Source organism: Pseudomonas sp. CFBP13528 (genome assembly GCF_005233615.1).
Taxonomy (GTDB): domain Bacteria; phylum Pseudomonadota; class Gammaproteobacteria; order Pseudomonadales; family Pseudomonadaceae; genus Aquipseudomonas; species Aquipseudomonas fluorescens_AM.
In genome coordinates this window covers 1-18,439 of sequence record NZ_QGAJ01000001.1, presented here as the reverse complement: position 1 = coordinate 18,439, position 18,439 = coordinate 1, and the positions used below count along the sequence as shown (strand labels likewise).

The window sequence follows — 18,439 nt, the reverse complement described above, 5'->3', positions numbered from 1 at the left end:
TCCGCTGTTCGGTGCCTCATTACGCGATCCGTTTGCGATAAAACCGTAGGGCGACCCACGCAACAGCGATCAATCCGAGCACGCCCGCGCCTATCCAGCTCAGGGCGTTGTAGCTCAACAGCGGTTTTTCGATGCGCCAGTAGCCAGGCTGCTCCAGTACCTGCCGCATGGCCTGATTGGTCTGGGCCAGGCTCACGGCCTTGATACGTTTGGCCGGGTTGCTGAAGCGCCCATCGGTATAGTCGCCGGCGGCGCTCCAGTAATAGTCGGCCAGCGCGCTGTTGCCCTGTACGGCCCAGGCCTGGCGTGCGATGGCCGCTTGCTGCAGGCGCGCGAACACCGCCGGTTCGAGGCCATCCTTGAGCAGCCCTGCCTTGAGGTCTTCCAGCACCTGTTCGGCTTCCTCGAGATTTTCCCGTTCGAGGTCGGCGTTCAGGCTCAGGAAGCCGACGCCGCCGAGCACTTCTCGCTCGCTCCACGGCCCGTAGGACAGGCCGTGCCTGAGGCGCAATTGGCGGTACAAGGCCCAGTCGAGGTAGTCCTTGAGCAGGTCGTAGGTTTCATCATGCTGGTCGTCCAGCAACGGTTCCGGGAACAGCCAATGCAGTTTGGCATTGTCGCCGACCCAGCCGTGGATCAGGTCACGATGGCTGGCGGCGGCCTGCTGGATTTGCGGCAATGGCCGATGTTCGCTCGGCTCTACCGGGTCGAGTTGGCCATAGGTGCGTTCCAGGTAGGCAGGCAGCAGTTTGTCCAGATCGCCGACGACGATCAGGGTCATGTTGTTCGGTGCATACCAGTTTTTGCGCAGCGCCTCCAACTGGTCGCGGGTCAGAGGGTTGACCTCGGCGCGTTCGGCGCACTTGAGGCCCAACTCGACGGCCAGCTGATTGCTGGCGTTGTGCCCGAGATCCTGGCGGTCCAGCAGGCGTTGCAAGTGGGAGTAATGGCCACCGTCCTCGCGCTCGACCACCTGCTTGGCGGCGTTGATATTGGCGTCGGTCAGTTGGGTGCGGGTGATGATTGCCAGCAGCAGGTCCAGGACCTTGCGCTGGTTCTGCGCGGGCGCCTCGATGACAAATGTGGTGTCGGCGTTGCTGGTGTAGGCGTTCCATTCGCCGCCCAGGGCTTGCATGCGGTCTTCGAGGTCGCCTTCGTTACCGCCGTCGATGCCGCTGAACAACAGGTGCTCGAACAAATGCGGCAGTTCTTTCTGGTCGCAGCTGAAATCGTCCAGGCCCACGCCGACGACCAGGCGGATGGCCACATGCCCGCGCTCGGTGCCCGGTTTGAGCAGCAGTTGCAGGCCATTGGGCAAGGTATAGCCTTCGACTTGCAGGCGGTCAAAGGCAAAGGTGTGTGCCGAGCCCATGAGCAGGCAGGCGAGTAACAGGCGACGCATAACAAGCTTCCTGGCGAGTGAGGTCCGTTGTTAACTGACTTCGCTCGCTGGCGTACGTTCAGGGCGAATGGGTGATGTCGGCAATATCTTCAGCAGAGAGTGCGCCAGTGTCGGAAGTTTCCAACACGACATAAGCGCTGCTGCAAAATAACGAGTTCAAGCGCTTCATGTCGGCGATCAGCTCCAGATGCAGGGAGCTGGTTTCCAGGCTCTGCACGATTTTACGCTGCAAGCGGCTGACGTGGGCGTGGGCCAGGCGACGTTCCTGGGCACGAAAACGGCGTTTCTCACGCAGTAATTGGCGGGCGCTTTCCGGGTCGCCGCTGAGGAACACCGACAGGCCCAGGCGTAGATTGGCGATCAGCTGGCTGTGCAGGCCGCTGAGTTCTTCCAGGCCGACTTCGGAAAATTGCCGACGTTGCGAAGTCTTCTGCTGCTGGACTTTGCGCAGCATGCGCTCGATCAGGTCGCCTGCCAGCTTCAGGTTGATCGACAGCTCGATGATCTCTGCCCAGCGTCGATTGTCCTGCTCACCCAGGTCTTCACGGGGCATTTGTGCCAGGTAAAGTTTGATCGCGCTGTAAAGCGCCTCGACGTCATCGCTGAGGCTGCGCATTTGCTGGGTAATGGCGGTTTGGTTGCCGCGCAGCACTTCCTGCATCGAGGTGAGCATGTTGTCGATCAGGTCGCCGAGGCGCAGGGTTTCGCGGGCGGCGTTGGCCAGCGCCAGGCTCGGCGTGTTCAGCGCGGCCAGGTCCAGATGGCGCGGCTTGGCCTTGCCGTTGGTCTCGGGACGCTCCGGCAGCAGCCATTCGCACAGCCGCGCCATCGGGCCGATAGTGGGCAGCAGAATCAGGCAGCGGCTGACGTTGTAGAGCAGGTGGAAGGTGATGACCATGCCCTGGGTGCTGTAGTCCAGGCCGTCCATCCAGCGTACGAGCGGGTCGAGCACCGGAATGATCAACAGCAGACCGATCAATTTGTACAACAGACTGCCCAGGGCGACTTGCCGCCCGGCGGTGTTCTGCATGCTGGTGCTGAGAAAGGCCAGTATGCCACTGCCGATGTTGGCGCCGATCACCAGGCCGATGGCCACGTGCAAACCGATCACGCCGGCGCCGGCCAGGGTTGCCGTGAGCAGCACTGCGGCGAGGCTGGAGTAGGAAATCATCGCGAACAGCGCGCCGACCAGGGCGTCGAGCAAGATATCGCCGGTCAGCGAAGCGAAGATGACTTTGACGCCTTGGGCATGGGTAATCGGCCCGGCAGCTTCGACGATCAATTGCAGGGCCAGAATGATCAGCCCGAGGCCGATCCCGACCCGGCCCAACTGCCCGGCCCGCGTCTGTTTGCGCGACAGGAAAAAAATCACCCCGAGGAAGATCAGCAGCGGTGACAACCAGGACAGGTCGAAGGTCAGCACTCGCGCCATCAACGCGGTACCGACGTCGGCGCCGAGCATGGTGGCCAGGGCGGGCGTAAGGCTCATCAAGCCCTGGCCGACAAAGGACGTCACCAGCATCGCCGTGGCATTGCTGCTCTGCACCATGGCGGTCACCAGGATACCGGCGACAAACGCCAGCCAGCGTTTGGACATGTTCTGCCCGATGACCTGGCGCAAGTTGGAGCCGTAGACCCGCAGGATGCCGGTACGGACGATGTGCGTGCCCCAGATCAGCAGGGTCACGGCGGAAAGCAGATTGAGCAAGGTCAGCATGCTCGGCCCCCCGTATAGGTGCGCTCCAGCAGGAGCGAAGGAAAGTTGCCGCGTGCCGTTCTACGTCTTGTAGTTAAGCTGTAGTTGGCGAATGGGCTCTGCGCCAGCATCGCATAGCTGATCGCGGGATTGAAACAAAACTGTCATGAAATCAGCTTTTTGCAGATGAAAAAAACGGGGCATCAACGCCCCGTTTTTTGTGTGGCTCGGGTTTATTGACCCGGAATATCCTTGCGCAGTTTCACCGGATCCTGCTGCTTCTTCTTTTTCGCGATGGCGGTGCGCATCTTGATGTTCACCGCTTCCACCGCCAGCGAGAACGCCATGGCGAAGTAGACGTAGCCTTTTGGTACATGGACACCGAAGGATTCGGCGATCAGCACGGTCCCCACCACCAGCAGGAACGACAGCGCCAGCATTTTCAGCGACGGGTGCTTGTCGATGAATTCGCTGATGGTGCCGGCGGCCAGCATCATCACCAATACGGCAACCACGATCGCGGCGACCATGACCGGCACATGGGAAACCATGCCGACGGCGGTGATGACCGAGTCCAGGGAGAATACGATGTCGATGATCGCAATCTGGATGATGGTGTAGATGAACTTGCCGCCGGCGCCTTTGGGCTCGTCGTGGGTTTCGTCTTCACCTTCCAGGGCGTGGTACATCTCCTGGGAGCTTTTCCACAGCAGGAACAAACCGCCGAAGAACAGGATCAGGTCGCGACCGGAAATGCCCTGGCCGAAGACCACGAACAGGTCGGCGGTCAGTTGCATGACCCAGGTGATCGACAGCAGCAACAGGATGCGCGTGACCATCGCCAGAGCGAGGCCGAAGATCCGGGTGCGCGCCTGCATGTGCTTGGGCATGCGGCTGACCAGGATCGAAATCATGATGATGTTATCGATGCCCAGGACGATCTCGAGCGCCGTCAGGGTGAAGAAGGCAATCCAGATTTCCGGATTGGTCAGCCATTCCATGTGTATTCCTTTGAGCAAGTGTTAGACCGCGCGAACTGTAGCGCCGCGCGGTGAGTGAGTCGGTACGATTATAGAGTGCTGAACAGCGGAAAAATCCCCATCAGCAACGCGGCGAACATTATGCACAGGCATACCAGTACTGCCCACTTGAGGGTGAAGCGCTGGTGATCGCCAAACTCGATACCTGCCAGGGCGACCAGCAAGTAGGTGGAGGGTACCAGTGGGCTGAGCAGATGCACCGGTTGCCCGACGATCGACGCACGCGCCATCTCCACAGCGGTGATGCCGTAGTGGCTGGCGGCTTCGGCCAGCACTGGCAGCACGCCATAGTAGAACGCATCGTTGGACATGAAGAAGGTAAACGGCATGCTCACCAGCGCCGTGATGACCGCGAGGTACGGCCCCAAGGCTTCAGGGATAACCGCCAGCAGGCTCTTGGACATCGCATCGACCATGCCGGTGCCCGACAGGATGCCGGTGAAGATGCCGGCGGCGAAGATCAGCCCCACCACTGCCAAGACGCTGCCGGCGTGGGCGGCGACGCGGTCTTTCTGCTGTTGCAGGCACGGGTAGTTGACGATCATTGCGATACTGAACGCCACCATGAACAGCACCGGCAGTGGCAACAGACCGGCGATCAGGGTGCACATCAGCGCCAGGGTCAGCGCGCCGTTGAACCAGATCAGCTTGGGACGGCGGGCATCCGGGAATTGCGACACGCTGATTTCACTGTGGTCGATCTCGTCACCTTGCAGGTGCAGTTCACCCAGGCGCGCACGTTCGCGCTTGCCGTACATGTAGGCGATCACCAGGATCGCGACCACGCCAGCGGCCATGGCCGGGATCATCGGCACGAAGATATCCGAGGGGTCCACATGCAGCGCACTGGCGGCGCGGGCGGTCGGGCCGCCCCAGGGGGTCATGTTCATTACGCCACCGGCAAGAATGATCAAGCCGGCCATGATGCGCGGGCTCATGCCGATGCGCTGGTACAGCGGCAACATGGCGGCCACGCAGATCATGTACGTGGTGGCGCCGTCACCGTCGAGGGACACCACCAGGGCCAGCACGGCGGTGCCGACCGAGACTTTCAGCGGGTCGCCCTTGACCATCTTGAGGATCTTGCGCACGGCCGGGTCGAACAGGCCGGAGTCGATCATCAAGGCAAAATAGAGGATGGCGAACATCAGCATCACGCCGGTCGGCGCAAGCTTGGTGATGCCTTCGAGCATCATCGGGCCGATCTTCGGCGCGAAGCCGCCGAACAGCGCGAACAGGATAGGCACGATGATCAAGGCGATCAGCGCAGACAGGCGCTTGGTCATGATCAGGAACATGAACGTGATGACCATGGCAAAGCCAAGGAAAGTCAGCATAGGAATACTCCAGGCGTAGCGCGGCTAGGGAATGGCGAACCGGGTGGGGTCAGCGCAGAACGAAAGGCACGAGGCGTACGGGGGGAGTTGGGATAAACAGACGGGTACGGGCGGACATCGGGAATCACCATTGTTGTTGTTAACAGTCGGTCTATTGCCGACAGTGGGGCGATCCTAGACGGGTAAGCTTTCAGCCAGCTTTCGTTGGGAAAACAGGTGACACTCGGTCGTGAGGCTTATGCAGATAAAAAGTGTGGGAGGGGGCAAGCCCCCTCCCACACTGGGATCACTTGATTAGCTGAGTATCTACGGCAGTTCGAGGCCGCCGGCCGCTTTATGCAACGCTCGCAGATGCTCACCCATTTGCTTGAGATTGGCCTCGCAAGCGGCAATCTCGGCAGCGCGGGAAGGATCGAGCAGCGCCCTTACTTCTTTATCCAGTTCACCGGTCAGCGATTGCAGTTGCTTCTGGCGCTCGGCACTTTCCGATTCCAGCCGCTTGGCCTCCGAAGGCTGCGGCAGGCCGTAGCCGCCACTGTCGAGCAACTCGGCGGGGCGACTGAGGAAGCCGCTGTTGGCGAGGATTTGCTGCAATGTGTTGTTGGCTTTTTCCATGCCACCGTTTTTCAGCTCACGGGCATTGAGGTAGCGTTGTTTGACTTCGTCCTGGGCGAGCATCAATTGTTTGCGAAAGCTGGCCTGTTCCAGCAACAGCAACGCGGCGCTGGTTCGCAAGTCGGCCTGGCTGAACCATTGTCGGCGCTCCTGCGCATTCAGCGACAGCCAGTCTTCGACCTGGGTCTGCTTGATCGGCAGACGCTTGCGCAAGACATCGAACATCGCCTGGTAGCGCTCGCGGAACGAGTCAAAGTGATAGCCCAGGCGCAACGCTTCGCGCTTGTCATCCAGCACGCTGGTGTCGGCCAGCCCGCGTGCGTTGAGCACCTCCAGCAAGCCGTTGGGGGTGATGTTGTCCAGGCCGGTCAATTGTGGATTCGCGCTGCCACTGCGCAATAGCTTCAAGCTTTCCACTGCACAGTTGTTGGAAATGAAGAAGTAATTGCCGTCGTAGCTCCAGTGCATCTCGGCGGCATGTTCGACCGTGTCGTTGATTTCCTGACGATTGAGCTTGAGCGGCACTGACGCCAGGCCACGCAGTTCGGTCTTGGTGTATTCGTCGATGACTTGGGCCAGCGGCAGCACGAACAGTCGCGACGGGTATTTGCCCACCAGACCATCCCAGCTCGACAGCTGTACGTCACCGACGAAGGCGCGGTAGGACAACACCAGGTGCTGATCCAGGTCCAGGCGGCAATCCGGCCCGCGGGGACGACCGGGCGCACAGATCACCAGGCGCAGCATGCTATGGCCCCAGCGGCTCACCAGGTTCTGGTTGGCTTCGGCGAGGAGGTAGTCGATTTCGTACACGCGTTCCGGGTCAATCTGACCCAGCGGTGTCTTGGCGAAATCGTTGCCGGCGTTCAGAAAAGCGTAGGCATTGCCGCACTTATCCTGCCCGGGCGGCGCCCAGCCGAAGTGTTCCTTGTAATAGCGCGCCAGCGCGGGACGGCGACAGGCGTAGCTGGGGTCGAGAAGGAAGTACTCCATGTTGACCGCGACGAACTCCAGCGGGCTGGTGGTTTCGTAGATATCCGGGCTGCGAACCACTTGGTTGTTGTGCTGCTCGCGTTCGCCGCGACGACCGACGTATTGCGGCCAGCCGGCGAGGTCCAGCAGGCGAGGGTCGTCACTCAGGGTGAAGCGACGGTCGTTCTGCCCACGGCATTGATCGGGCAGGCCAATCAGGCCGGTGATGTTGTTCTGGCGGCTGCAGCGTTGAATCAGGGCGCGCTCGTCTTTGGACCACAGGCGCGCACGGTCATAGAGGTGGGTCAGTTCATGCAGCACAGTGGCGAGCATTTCCCGGCGCACGGTGCCGTGGGGGCGGTTGGTTTTCCGGGTGGCGGCGCTGCCGTCGGTCAGGCTGGCCAGCAGGTTTCGGTTCAGGTCCAGTTCGGACACCAGGGAGGCCTGGCCGTAGGCGTTTTCAGGCATCTTGTCGGTCCAGCCGACCTCGATACGGCGGTCCAGTTGCTCGATGAAGCGCGGCGGCAGGGCGCCCATCGCTTCATCGAGCAATGCCTGGCTGGCCTGCTGTTCAGCCGGGCTCAGGCCATCGGTCTTGAGCTGCAGTTGCAGGCTGGCCTGGGCTGCACCGGCACACAGCAGCACAGCCCCGGCCAGGAGCCAGGCTTTGACTCGCCTCACAGAGCGAGGATAGCTTCGGCAAGCGTCTGGTCGCTGGCATCACGGGCTTGCGGTACGCGGGTGCGCAGGGTGTCGAAGGCCGCTTCGAGTTGTGCACCACGGATCTCGCCATGGGTGGCGACGAAACTGGCGGCATCATCGTGGGCTTGGCGCACGATCTTGGAATCGCGGATGGAGGTGGTGGTGTCGGAGGTGAAATCGATGGTGCGCGCCGAAGCGCGAACCACGATGTTACTGGTGGCCTTCAGGGTTTGCGCCTGGGCGATATCAGCCAGAAACAGCAGGCCGAGGGCGGCGACGATCAACGGGCTACGCATGGGGTGACTCCAAGACAAAGATGGACATACAAAGATGATTATTGGACGAGAATTGCCTGCGCCAGTTCAAGGTCGCTTGCATGAAGTTTTGGCTGGGTGCGGCGCAGGTAATCCAGCGCGGACTCCAGGCGTGCGCCCCGCCATTGGCCGTCAGTGGCAATGAAAGCAGCAGCATCATCCTTGGCAACCCGAACCAACTTGTTATCAAACGGCGCGGAAGTCACCTTGCTGGTGGCGTACGCGCTGACAACGGTGCTCTGAACGGAGACATCCAAGGCCGAAGCCAACGGTGCCCAGCAGGCACAGAACATTACGGGAACAATCAACAGGCGGTATGAAAAAGCCATGGCACTCGACAACCGAAAACGAGCGCCAAGGCTAGCGCAATGACCGGGTGAGAGCCAGTGCACTGACTGGCCCTCCCTGCTTGCCCCTGGCGTTAGATCGCCAGGATGGCCTGGGCCAACTGAGCGTCAGTGGCGGTGGTCAATTGCGGCGCCTGTTGGCGGATCTGCGCCAGGGCGCTTTCCAGTTTCACGCCACGGATGGCGCCTTCGCTGGCAACAAAGCTGGCCGCGTCGTCACGGGCGGCTCGCACCACCTTGTTGTCGCGCAGGGAAGACGTGGCATCGGAAGTGGCGTCGGAGGTGGCTTTCAGTGCGCCAACGATCGAATCGGTGGTGACGATAAAGCTGCTCGCATTGGCGTTGGCAGCAACGGCCAACAGGGCGGCGGTGCACAGCAGGCGAAGACGGGACATGGGGTAACTCCTGTAGATGAGCAAATAAGGTGGCACAGAACGGCCACAGTGAAACGGACGTTGGGCAATTGGGCATCTGACGCCCGTTCTACAAGGTTCGCCACGTGGTGACTGGATATTAGGTCACCGCTTGCTCATTCGGAAGCCTGTGGTTAACTGTTATGGTTATATTTTGAAATGTAAAAACTGTACCTGTCCGGCAGAAGACTGCCGTTTTCAGTTTCATTTATCCAGATACAACAAAGCCCGCCTCCGGTTACCCGGGGCGGGCTTTGCTTTGGCAAATCAGAGTGCTGGCGGTGGACCCGGCGGGTCAGGGCCAGCGAGCGCCAATCAGCGCCAGAACGGCTTGCTCAGCTCTTCGTAGCGTTGAGCTTCGCTGATACCGGCGTCAGCCAGCAGACGCGAATCCAGGCGAGCCAACTGGTGGCGGCTGGAGATGCGGCGCTGCCACAACATCAGGTTGGCGAGAACGCGCAGAGGCAGGGAGGCCTGGGTGTTAACAGCTTTTTCTTCGAAGAACAGTTCGGAACTGAGTGTACGTTCCATGATGACATCCTTCCGCTTGTGGCGGGATTAGGTAGTGGTTTAACTGATGCCAATGATCCTCTTCGCACGCAAGAGTCTCTAGATACAGTTCACCTGTATTGTGAGGGGCCAGTTAACTGTTTATAGAGGCTGTACGGTACGAAATTGGGGCAACTGTACCTGTGCGCACTTAAACGGTGCGAATTAGGCTTTTTTGACGGGGGTTGTGGGATATTTCCGTAGGAAATGACCGGTACAGCAGTACAGTTTTTGATAGATGTGCCGATCAAAGCACCGGGTCGATAAAACTGTATAAGTATCGACCCGGTCGTGTATCGATCAAGCCTTGAGCATGTGCCCGGTTTCTTCCAGGTTAATGTGCCAGCTCAGTGCGTCGCGCAGGATATGCGGGGTATGCCCGCCGATAGCGCAGGCGGCAACGAAGTAACCGTTCAGCGCGTCGCGATACGCTGGGTGCACGCAGTTGTCGATGATCACTCGGGCGCGCTCGCGGGGCGCCAGGCCACGCAGGTCCGCCAGGCCCACTTCGGTCACCAGGATGTCGACGTCGTGCTCGGTGTGGTCCACATGGCTGACCATCGGCACTACGCTGGAAATCGCGCCGCCTTTGGCAATCGACTTGGTGACGAAGATCGCCAGGTGCGCATTGCGCGCAAAGTCCCCGGAGCCGCCAATGCCGTTCATCATCCGCGTGCCGCAGACATGGGTGGAATTCACGTTGCCGTAGATATCGAATTCCAGCGCTGTATTGATGCCGATGATGCCCAGGCGGCGCACCACTTCAGGATGGTTGGAGATTTCCTGCGGGCGCAGCACCAGCTTGTCCTTGTAGTGCGCAAGATTGCCGAACACATCGGCATTGCGTCGTTCCGACAGGGTAATCGAGCTGCCGGAGGCGAAGCTCAGCTTGCCCGCGTCGATCAGGTCGAATGTGGAGTCCTGCAGCACTTCCGAATACATGGTCAAGTCTTCGAACGGCGAGTCAATCAAGCCGCACATCACTGCGTTAGCGATGTTGCCGATACCGGCCTGCAGCGGGCCGAGCTTGTTGGTCATGCGCCCGGCCTCTACTTCCTGTTTCAGAAAGTTGATCAGGTGGTTGGCGATGCCCTGGGTGTCGCTGTCGGGTGGCGTCACGGTGGAGGCAGAGTCGGCCTGGTTGGTGATCACGATGGCGACGATTTTCTCGGGCGGGATGGGAATCGCCGGGCTGCCAATACGATCGTCGACCTTGACCAGCGGAATCGGCGTGCGGGTTGGCCGGTAGGAAGGGATATAAATGTCGTGCAGCCCCTCAAGGTTCGGGTTGTGCGCCAGATTGATCTCGACGATTACTTGTTTGGCAAAAATCGCGAAGCTGGCGGAGTTGCCCACCGAGGTGGTGGGCACGATATGGCCTTGTTCGGTGATTGCAACGGCTTCGATCACGGCGATGTCCGGCAACTTGAGCTGGTTGTTGCGCAGTTGCTCGACGGTTTCCGATAAGTGCTGGTCGATAAACATCACTTCGCCGGCGTTGATTGCCTTGCGCAAGGTGCTATCAACCTGGAACGGCATACGACGTGACAGCACGCCGGCTTCGGTCAATTGCTTGTCCAGGTCGTTGCCCAGGCTGGCGCCGGTCATCAGGGTGATTTTCAGTGGTGACGTCTTGGCGCGCTCGGCCAGGGCGTGGGGAACGGCCTTGGCTTCACCGGCGCGGGTGAAGCCGCTCATGCCGACGGTCATGCCGTCCTCGATCAGTGCAGCGGCATCTGCCGCGCTCATGACCTTGTTCAACAACGAAGGCAAGCGGATACGATCACGGTACATGAATGGTTATCTCAGGCTGCGGAAGCAAGTTGGGCAGTGTAGTGATTTCAAAAAGTTTCGGCCCGCTACCATGGTCGAATGCCGAGTGGCGATTTAGAGCCTTTGGTCGGTTTCATCCATTCATAAAAAACCCCAGCCTATCGGAGGCCAGGGTTTCGGGTATTGCGCTGGCGCAGTGTTATTCGACAGCTTTGACCATGTCTTCGATGACTTTCTTGGCATCACCGAAGACCATCATGGTCTTGTCCAGGTAGAACAACTCGTTGTCCAGGCCTGCGTAGCCGCTGGCCATCGAGCGCTTGTTGACGATGATGGTCTTGGCCTTGAACGCTTCAAGGATCGGCATGCCGGCAATCGGTGAGTTCGGATCATTCTTGGCGGCCGGGTTGACCACGTCGTTGGCGCCCAGCACCAGTACCACGTCGGCCTGGCCGAACTCGGAGTTGATGTCTTCCATCTCGAACACCTGGTCGTACGGCACTTCGGCCTCGGCCAGCAGTACGTTCATGTGCCCTGGCATGCGGCCTGCCACAGGGTGGATCGCATACTTTACCGTCACTCCGCGATGAGTCAGCTTTTCGGTCAGTTCCTTGAGCGCGTGCTGCGCGCGGGCCACGGCCAGACCGTAGCCCGGCACGATGATCACGGTGTCGGCGTTGGTCAGCAAGAAAGTGGCATCGTCGGCCGAGCCTGATTTCACCGGGCGTGCTTCCTTGGAGCCTGCCGCAGCGCCGGCGTCCGGCGCATTGCCGAAGCCGCCGAGCAGCACGTTAAAGAAAGAGCGGTTCATCGCCTTGCACATGATGTACGACAGAATCGCGCCGCTGGAGCCCACCAGGGAGCCGGCGATGATCAGCATCGAGTTGTTCAGCGAGAAGCCAATCCCCGCCGCTGCCCAGCCGGAGTAGCTGTTGAGCATCGACACAACGACTGGCATGTCGGCGCCGCCGATTGGAATGATGATCAGCACGCCGAGTACAAAGGCCAGGGCCAGCATCACTGCGAAGGCCGTGAGGTTGCCGCTGAACATGAAGGCCAGGCCCAGGCCAAGCGTCAGCAGTCCCAGCACCAGGTTGAGCTTGTGCTGGCCACCGAACTGCACCGGTGCGCCCTGGAACAGGCGGAATTTGTATTTGCCAGACAGCTTGCCGAAGGCGATCACCGAGCCGGAGAAGGTGATTGCACCGATGGCGGCACCGAGGAACAGTTCCAGGCGGTTGCCCGCAGGAATAGCGTCGCCCAGGTGCTTGACGATACCCAGCGATTGCGGCTCGACGACAGCCGCGATGGCGATAAACACCGCGGCCAGGCCGATCATGCTGTGCATGAACGCCACCAGTTCCGGCATCTTGGTCATTTCGACGCGCTTGGCCATGACCGAACCGGCGGTGCCGCCGATCAGCAGGCCGACGATCACATAGCCGATACCGGCCGTCGCCAGCTCAGCGCCGAGCTTATAGATGAGGCCAACGGTGGTGAGTACCGCCAGCGCCATGCCGAGCATGCCGAACAGGTTGCCGCGCCGCGAAGTGGTCGGGTGCGAGAGGCCTTTGAGGGCTTGGATGAAACAGATCGACGCAATCAGGTAGAGCGTCGTGACGAGGTTCATGCTCATTACTTGGGCGCCTCTTCTTTTACTTTCGGGGCTTTTTTCTTGAACATCTCAAGCATTCGCCGGGTGACCAGGAAACCACCAAATACGTTGACCGCCGCCAGGGCCACGGCCAGGGTGCCCATGGTCTTGCCCAGCGGTGTGACTGTGAGGGCGGCGGCGAGCATGGCGCCGACGATCACGATGGCCGAAATGGCGTTGGTCACGGCCATCAAAGGCGTGTGCAGCGCGGGCGTCACGTTCCAGACCACGTGGTAACCGACATAAATCGCCAGCACAAAGATGATCAGGTTGTAGATACCGGGGGAGATAAGCTCTTCCATCGTCTGAATCCCTGCTTAGGCGTTTTTGCGGATGACTTGGCCGTCGCGGCACATCAGGCACGCGGCGACGATGTCGTCTTCGAGGTTGATTTCAAACTGCCCTTCCTTGGTGAAGACCAGCTTCAGGAAGTCCAGCAGGTTGCGCGCATACAAGGCCGACGCATCGGCTGCCACGGCGCCGGCCAGGTTGGTGGGGCCGCAAATGATTACGCCGTTTTCCACCACCACCTGGTCGGCGACGGTCAGCGGGCAGTTGCCGCCTTGCGCGGCGGCGAGGTCGATGACCACCGAGCCGGGCTTCATCTGCGCGACAGTGTCGGCGCTGAGCAAGGTCGGCGCCTTGCGGCCCGGGATCAGGGCGGTAGTGATGACGATGTCGGCCTGTTTGGCGCGCTCATGCACAGCCAGGGCCTGGCGCTGCATCCAACTGCTTGGCATCGGGCGCGCGTATCCGCCAACGCCGACCGCGCATTCACGTTCCTCATCGGTTTCGTAAGGCACGTCAACGAACTTGGCGCCGAGGGATTCGATCTGTTCCTTCACCGCCGGGCGCACATCAGAGGCTTCGATCACCGCACCCAGGCGTTTCGCCGTGGCGATGGCCTGCAAACCTGCGACGCCCGCGCCAAGGATCAGCACGCGGGCCGCTTTAACAGTGCCTGCGGCGGTCATCAACATCGGCATGAAGCGCGGGTAGTGATGAGCCGCCAGCAACACCGCTTTATAGCCGGCGATGTTGGCTTGGGAGGACAGCACATCCAGGCTCTGGGCCCGCGAGGTACGTGGCGCAGCTTCGAGAGCGAAGGCCGTGATGCCGCGCTCTGCGAGCTTGGCAATGGTTTCGTTGCTGAACGGGTTGAGCATGCCCACCAATACGGTGCCGCTTTTGAGCAGCGCCAGTTCGCTGTCGCTGGGAGCAACCACCTTGAGGATCAGTTCGGCGCCAAACGCATCGTTGGCACTGCCAATGGTTGCGCCTGCTGTTTCATAGGCACTGTCGACGATGCTGGCTTTGATGCCTGCGCCGCTTTGTACAGTGACCTTATGGCCCTGGCCGATCAGCTTCTTGATGGTTTCCGGGGTGGCAGCCACCCGCGTTTCACCGGTCTGGGTTTCGAGAGGAACACCAATGTGCACGTCAAATCTCCTGCATGATCTTTTTGCTTTTGATCTTTTTGTAAAAAGGCCAGTGCGCCGTGAGTGGCGCAGCTGGGGCGGCCGATCAGCACGATCCCGCTGAAATGACAGCGGGGCGCGGCATTTTGCAGGCGAACTTTACGGCCTTCAAGGGATTATGACGGGTGACGAAAAATTAACTACAAGTCACCCTGTGACTGATTGTCGCAATGCGCCGAAATAACCTCTTTAAATACAGGTATTTAAGGGCTTGTATGAAGTAATGCTCGGTTTTTCCATCGTCAATGTGAATAGTCGGTTATTGAACCGTGATAGTCGCTGCAAGCCGTATCGTTCATGGCTTTGCGCCTCTTTTTTGTTCAGCAGGTACAGTCTGTTTAAATGCGACATCCACGTATATCTGTAGTGCTTTTATTTAACTGACTACAGGGTCAACTAATGTGGATTAGCCTTAAATATCGGGGTCGTAGCGCCGAGATTGCTCGATGAGCCAATCGCGGAACGCTTGCAAGGACGCGGATTCGACCTTTCGTTCCGGAATCATCAGGTAATACGCCTTGTCGCTGCGCAGGGTTTGATGGCTCGCGATCACCAGGTGTTGCTCTTTCAACTCTCGCTGGATCAGGAAGGGCGGGATCAATGCAACGCCCATGTCATGCATTGCCGCCTGGGACAGCATCGAGAATAGCTCGTAACGCGGGCCTGTCATGTCGCGGGGAACGCTCATCTGTTGGGCGTTGAACCACTGACGCCAGGCATAAGGGCGCGTTGTCTGCTGCAGCAGAGGCTGGTCGGCAATTTCCTGAGGGGTCAAGTGTGTGCGGTCGCCGAGCAAGCGTGGGCTGCACACGGGAGCAGGGTTTTCACCCATGAGCCTGTGGGATTCGGTGCCGGACCAGTCGGCATCGCCGAAATAGATCGCAGCGTCGAACTCGGTGTCGGCAAACAGAAAGGGGCGCGTGCGGTTGGTCAGGTTGACCGTTACTTCCGGGTGCCGCTGTTGAAAGTCTTTCAGGCGCGGGATCAGCCATTGGGTGCCGAAAGTCGGTACCACGGCGAGTTCGATGACATTCGCGCCCTGTTGACCCATGACTGACAGCGTGTCGCGTTCGACTGCATCCAGTTGCGTAGCCACCCTGCGGCTATAGGACAGCCCAGCCTCGGTCAGTTTTACCCCGCGCCGCGAGCGTCGAAACAGCTCGACACTCAAAAACTCTTCAAGGCTGGCGATCTGTCGGCAGATAGCGCCTTGAGTGATGGAAAGCTCCTGCGCCGCCTTGGTGAAGCTCTCATGGCGGGCCGCTGCTTCAAAGCTGACAAGTGCGGTGGTGCTGGGGATTTTCCTGCGCATATACATTGTTCTCACAGATAAGGCGCGTTTTTGGCCTCTCAAGGCATCACGAAGTGAGAAATTAGCACAAGCTCATGCAGAAACCTCGTTTGCCCTCTGCGTCGCCCCGGCCTAGTCTGCCTGCACGACGTTTTGATTCTTTTCGTGAGGACTTATTCATGGCTGGCAAGGCAAGCTTCAACTGGATCGATCCGCTGTTGCTGGATCAACAGCTCACCGAAGAAGAGCGCATGGTGCGTGACAGTGCCGAGCAATTTGCTCGGGACAAGTTGGCTCCCCGTGTGCTTGAAGCTTTCCGTCATGAAAAGACCGACCCCGCGATCTTCCGCGAGATGGGCGAAACCGGTTTGCTGGGCGCCATGATTCCCGAGCAATACGGTGGCAGTGGCTTGAACTACGTCAGCTATGGGTTGATTGCCCGTGAAGTCGAGCGTGTCGATTCCGGTTATCGCTCGATGATGAGTGTGCAGTCCTCATTGGTCATGGTGCCGATCAATGAATTCGGTACCGAAGCGCAAAAGCAAAAGTACCTGCCGAAATTGGCGTCCGGCGAATGGATCGGCTGCTTCGGTCTCACCGAGCCTGACCATGGTTCTGACCCGGGTGCGATGATTACCCGTGCGCGCAAAGTGGATGGCGGCTACAGCCTGACCGGCGCGAAGATGTGGATTACCAACAGCCCGATTGCCGACGTTTTTGTGGTGTGGGGCAAGGACGACGCCGGCGACATTCGCGGTTTTGTATTGGAGAAGGGCTGGAAAGGCCTGAGTGCTCCGGCGATTCACGGCAAGGTCGGCCTGCGAGCGTCCATTACCGGCGAAATTGTCATGGACAACGTGTTTGTTCCCGAAGAGAACATCTTTCCGGACGTGCGTGGCTTGAAAGGTCCTTTTACTTGCCTGAATTCGGCACGGTACGGCATCTCCTGGGGCGCGCTGGGGGCTGCGGAGTTCTGCTGGCATACCGCGCGCCAGTACACCCTTGATCGTCAGCAGTTTGGTCGCCCGTTGGCGGCCACGCAGTTGATCCAGAAGAAGCTGGCCGACATGCAGACCGAGATCACGTTGGCGCTGCAAGGTTGTCTGCGCCTGGGCCGAATGAAGGATGAAGGCACGGCGGCGGTTGAGATTACTTCGATCATGAAGCGCAACTCTTGCGGCAAGTCCCTGGATATCGCGCGCATGGCTCGGGACATGCTGGGTGGCAATGGCATCTCCGACGAGTTTGGGGTGGCGCGTCATCTGGTCAACCTGGAGGTGGTCAACACCTATGAAGGCACGCATGACGTGCATGCCTTGATCCTGGGGCGCGCACAAACCGGTCTTCAGGCCTTCTATTAATAGGAGCACGGACATGGGCGCGCTTTCGCATCTGCGGGTACTGGATTTATCGCGAGTACTGGCGGGCCCTTGGTCCGGGCAGATACTTGCGGACCTCGGGGCCGAGGTGATCAAGGTCGAAAGGCCGGGCAATGGTGATGACACGCGCGCCTGGGGGCCACCTTTTCTCAAGGATGCTCATGGTGAGAACACCAGTGAGGCGGCTTACTACCTGTCCGCCAACCGGAACAAGGAGTCGGTGACCATCGACTTCACCAAGCCAGAGGGGCAGAAGCTGGTGCGTGATCTGGCTGCCAAGTCGGACATTCTGATCGAAAACTTTAAAGTGGGTGGCTTGGCGGCTTATGGCTTGGATTACGAGTCGCTCAAGGAGATTAATCCGGAGCTGATCTATTGCTCGATCACCGGCTTTGGCCAGACCGGCCCTTATGCAACCCGTGCCGGCTATGACTTCATGATTCAAGGGCTGGGTGGGTTGATGAGCCTCACCGGTCGGCCTGAGGGTGATGAGGGTGCGGGGCCGGTGAAGGTTGGCGTGGCATTGACCGATATTCTCACCGGGCTCTATTCGACCGTAGCGATCCTGGCGGCGCTGGCTCACCGGGATCACGACGGCGGTGGACAGCATATTGATATGGCGCTGCTGGATGTGCAGGTAGCTTGTCTGGCTAACCAGGCGATGAACTACCTGACCACCGGCGTTTCGCCAAAACGCCTGGGCAATGCGCATCCGAACATCGTGCCTTATCAGGACTTTCCCACGGCTGATGGTGATTTCATTCTGACCGTGGGGAATGACGGGCAGTTTCGCAAGTTCGCCGAGGTGGCCGGGCAGCCCCAGTGGGCGGATGATCCGCGGTTCTCTACCAATAAGATGCGAGTTGCCAATCGTGCGGCGCTGGTTCCGCTGATTCGCCAGGCGACTGTCTTCAAGACTACGGCGGAGTGGGTATCGCAGCTGGAGAAAGTAGGTGTGCCGTGTGGGCCGATCAATGACCTGGCACAGATGTTTGCTGATCCGCAGGTCAAGGCGCGTGGGTTGGCCATAGAGCTGCCTCATGCCTTGGCGGGGATGGTGCCTCAGGTTGCCAGTCCAATTCGTCTTTCCAAGACTCCAGTGGAGTATCGCAGTGCGCCCCCGTTGTTGGGTGAGCATACGATTCAAGTGCTGCAAAGTGTGCTGGGGCTGGCGCCGTCGAGCGTGGCTGCTTTAAGAGAGGCTGGAGTTATCTGAAACCTCTCTTCTATATAGAGGAGCTTCGGTCGTTTTCTGATCAATTCTAACTATTTGATAAGAAAACGAAATTAGACGTTGACGGCAGATTCTGTGCGCCTATAATTCGCCCCACTTCCGGCGCAGTCGAAACGGAAAATTCCTTGGTAAACAATGAGTTAAGTAGCTTCGGCAGCAAGTTGCTTCAGTTCATCGAAGCCAGCAGGAAGTTGAAAAAGAGGTGTTGACAGCAGCGTGTAACGCTGTAGAATTCGCCTCCCG

General features: G+C 59.5%; 16 protein-coding genes. 2 read left to right on the top strand and 14 right to left on the bottom strand.

Features of this window, described 5'->3' with window-relative positions; genetic code table 11:
• Nucleotides 1-19: 19 nt before the first annotated feature.
• The 14 genes from PspCFBP13528_RS00080 to PspCFBP13528_RS00015 form a co-directional block, all read right to left on the bottom strand.
• Nucleotides 20-1,402 (bottom strand): pitrilysin family protein, encoded by a 1,383-nt coding sequence (locus PspCFBP13528_RS00080; RefSeq protein ID WP_137199443.1) that lies wholly within the window; start codon nucleotides 1,400-1,402, stop codon nucleotides 20-22.
• A 58-nt stretch (nucleotides 1,403-1,460) separates the two neighbouring features.
• Nucleotides 1,461-3,119, bottom strand: coding sequence for a Na/Pi cotransporter family protein (locus PspCFBP13528_RS00075; RefSeq protein WP_101220815.1), 1,659 nt, complete (start codon nucleotides 3,117-3,119; stop codon nucleotides 1,461-1,463).
• Nucleotides 3,120-3,331: 212 nt separating this feature from the next.
• On the bottom strand, nucleotides 3,332-4,099 hold the full coding sequence (locus PspCFBP13528_RS00070; RefSeq protein WP_065953418.1) for a TerC family protein: 768 nt from the start codon (nucleotides 4,097-4,099) through the stop codon (nucleotides 3,332-3,334).
• 68 nt (nucleotides 4,100-4,167) lie between these two features.
• Nucleotides 4,168-5,475, bottom strand: coding sequence for a CitMHS family transporter (locus PspCFBP13528_RS00065; protein ID WP_017530601.1), 1,308 nt, complete (start codon nucleotides 5,473-5,475; stop codon nucleotides 4,168-4,170).
• 306 nt (nucleotides 5,476-5,781) lie between these two features.
• Entirely contained in the window at nucleotides 5,782-7,743 is a 1,962-nt protein-coding gene (locus PspCFBP13528_RS00060; RefSeq protein ID WP_137199442.1) for a DUF4105 domain-containing protein, read from the bottom strand.
• A complete protein-coding gene (locus PspCFBP13528_RS00055) occupies nucleotides 7,740-8,060 on the bottom strand; it encodes a DUF2388 domain-containing protein (RefSeq protein WP_065953420.1) in 321 nt (106 codons plus the stop codon). The genes PspCFBP13528_RS00060 and PspCFBP13528_RS00055 overlap by 4 nt, the downstream gene beginning before the upstream one ends.
• Nucleotides 8,061-8,098: 38 nt before the next feature.
• Nucleotides 8,099-8,407 (bottom strand): DUF2388 domain-containing protein, encoded by a 309-nt coding sequence (locus PspCFBP13528_RS00050; protein ID WP_137199441.1) that lies wholly within the window; start codon nucleotides 8,405-8,407, stop codon nucleotides 8,099-8,101.
• Nucleotides 8,408-8,499: 92 nt separating this feature from the next.
• Entirely contained in the window at nucleotides 8,500-8,820 is a 321-nt protein-coding gene (locus PspCFBP13528_RS00045) for a DUF2388 domain-containing protein (RefSeq protein ID WP_065953422.1), read from the bottom strand.
• Between the two features lie 333 nt (nucleotides 8,821-9,153).
• Nucleotides 9,154-9,369 (bottom strand): DUF1127 domain-containing protein, encoded by a 216-nt coding sequence (locus PspCFBP13528_RS00040; protein WP_003187413.1) that lies wholly within the window; start codon nucleotides 9,367-9,369, stop codon nucleotides 9,154-9,156.
• A 318-nt stretch (nucleotides 9,370-9,687) separates the two neighbouring features.
• Complete coding sequence (locus PspCFBP13528_RS00035; RefSeq protein ID WP_065953423.1) at nucleotides 9,688-11,181, bottom strand: acetyl-CoA hydrolase/transferase family protein; 1,494 nt, start codon at nucleotides 11,179-11,181, stop codon at nucleotides 9,688-9,690.
• 178 nt (nucleotides 11,182-11,359) lie between these two features.
• The gene (locus tag PspCFBP13528_RS00030; RefSeq protein ID WP_065953424.1) at nucleotides 11,360-12,796 is read right to left on the bottom strand and encodes an NAD(P)(+) transhydrogenase (Re/Si-specific) subunit beta; all 1,437 of its coding nucleotides are present in this window, start codon (nucleotides 12,794-12,796) and stop codon (nucleotides 11,360-11,362) included.
• A complete protein-coding gene (locus tag PspCFBP13528_RS00025; RefSeq protein ID WP_003187417.1) occupies nucleotides 12,796-13,116 on the bottom strand; it encodes an NAD(P) transhydrogenase subunit alpha in 321 nt (106 codons plus the stop codon). Before PspCFBP13528_RS00025 ends, PspCFBP13528_RS00030 begins: the two co-directional genes overlap by 1 nt.
• A gap of 15 nt (nucleotides 13,117-13,131) precedes the next feature.
• A complete protein-coding gene (locus PspCFBP13528_RS00020) occupies nucleotides 13,132-14,253 on the bottom strand; it encodes a Re/Si-specific NAD(P)(+) transhydrogenase subunit alpha (RefSeq protein WP_065953425.1) in 1,122 nt (373 codons plus the stop codon).
• 451 nt (nucleotides 14,254-14,704) lie between these two features.
• Nucleotides 14,705-15,604 (bottom strand): LysR family transcriptional regulator, encoded by a 900-nt coding sequence (locus tag PspCFBP13528_RS00015; protein WP_162515413.1) that lies wholly within the window; start codon nucleotides 15,602-15,604, stop codon nucleotides 14,705-14,707.
• Between the two features lie 158 nt (nucleotides 15,605-15,762).
• On the opposite strand from PspCFBP13528_RS00015, the gene PspCFBP13528_RS00010 reads away from it, so the two are divergent.
• Nucleotides 15,763-16,944, top strand: coding sequence for an acyl-CoA dehydrogenase (locus PspCFBP13528_RS00010; protein WP_065953426.1), 1,182 nt, complete (start codon nucleotides 15,763-15,765; stop codon nucleotides 16,942-16,944).
• Nucleotides 16,945-16,957: 13 nt separating this feature from the next.
• Nucleotides 16,958-18,178 (top strand): CaiB/BaiF CoA-transferase family protein, encoded by a 1,221-nt coding sequence (locus PspCFBP13528_RS00005; protein WP_137199439.1) that lies wholly within the window; start codon nucleotides 16,958-16,960, stop codon nucleotides 18,176-18,178.
• The last annotated feature ends 261 nt before the right edge of the window (nucleotides 18,179-18,439 follow it).

Coding starts and splice junctions, on each gene's coding strand:
- PspCFBP13528_RS00080 (WP_137199443.1), bottom strand. CDS start 1,402: ATGCGTCGCCTGTTACTCGCCTGCCTGCTCATGGGCTCGGCACACACC.
- PspCFBP13528_RS00075 (WP_101220815.1), bottom strand. CDS start 3,119: ATGCTGACCTTGCTCAATCTGCTTTCCGCCGTGACCCTGCTGATCTGG.
- PspCFBP13528_RS00070 (WP_065953418.1), bottom strand. CDS start 4,099: ATGGAATGGCTGACCAATCCGGAAATCTGGATTGCCTTCTTCACCCTG.
- PspCFBP13528_RS00065 (WP_017530601.1), bottom strand. CDS start 5,475: ATGCTGACTTTCCTTGGCTTTGCCATGGTCATCACGTTCATGTTCCTG.
- PspCFBP13528_RS00055 (WP_065953420.1), bottom strand. CDS start 8,060: ATGCGTAGCCCGTTGATCGTCGCCGCCCTCGGCCTGCTGTTTCTGGCT.
- PspCFBP13528_RS00050 (WP_137199441.1), bottom strand. CDS start 8,407: ATGGCTTTTTCATACCGCCTGTTGATTGTTCCCGTAATGTTCTGTGCC.
- PspCFBP13528_RS00045 (WP_065953422.1), bottom strand. CDS start 8,820: ATGTCCCGTCTTCGCCTGCTGTGCACCGCCGCCCTGTTGGCCGTTGCT.
- PspCFBP13528_RS00040 (WP_003187413.1), bottom strand. CDS start 9,369: ATGGAACGTACACTCAGTTCCGAACTGTTCTTCGAAGAAAAAGCTGTT.
- PspCFBP13528_RS00035 (WP_065953423.1), bottom strand. CDS start 11,181: ATGTACCGTGATCGTATCCGCTTGCCTTCGTTGTTGAACAAGGTCATG.
- PspCFBP13528_RS00030 (WP_065953424.1), bottom strand. CDS start 12,796: ATGAGCATGAACCTCGTCACGACGCTCTACCTGATTGCGTCGATCTGT.
- PspCFBP13528_RS00025 (WP_003187417.1), bottom strand. CDS start 13,116: ATGGAAGAGCTTATCTCCCCCGGTATCTACAACCTGATCATCTTTGTG.
- PspCFBP13528_RS00015 (WP_162515413.1), bottom strand. CDS start 15,604: ATGCGCAGGAAAATCCCCAGCACCACCGCACTTGTCAGCTTTGAAGCA.
- PspCFBP13528_RS00010 (WP_065953426.1), top strand. CDS start 15,763: ATGGCTGGCAAGGCAAGCTTCAACTGGATCGATCCGCTGTTGCTGGAT.
- PspCFBP13528_RS00005 (WP_137199439.1), top strand. CDS start 16,958: ATGGGCGCGCTTTCGCATCTGCGGGTACTGGATTTATCGCGAGTACTG.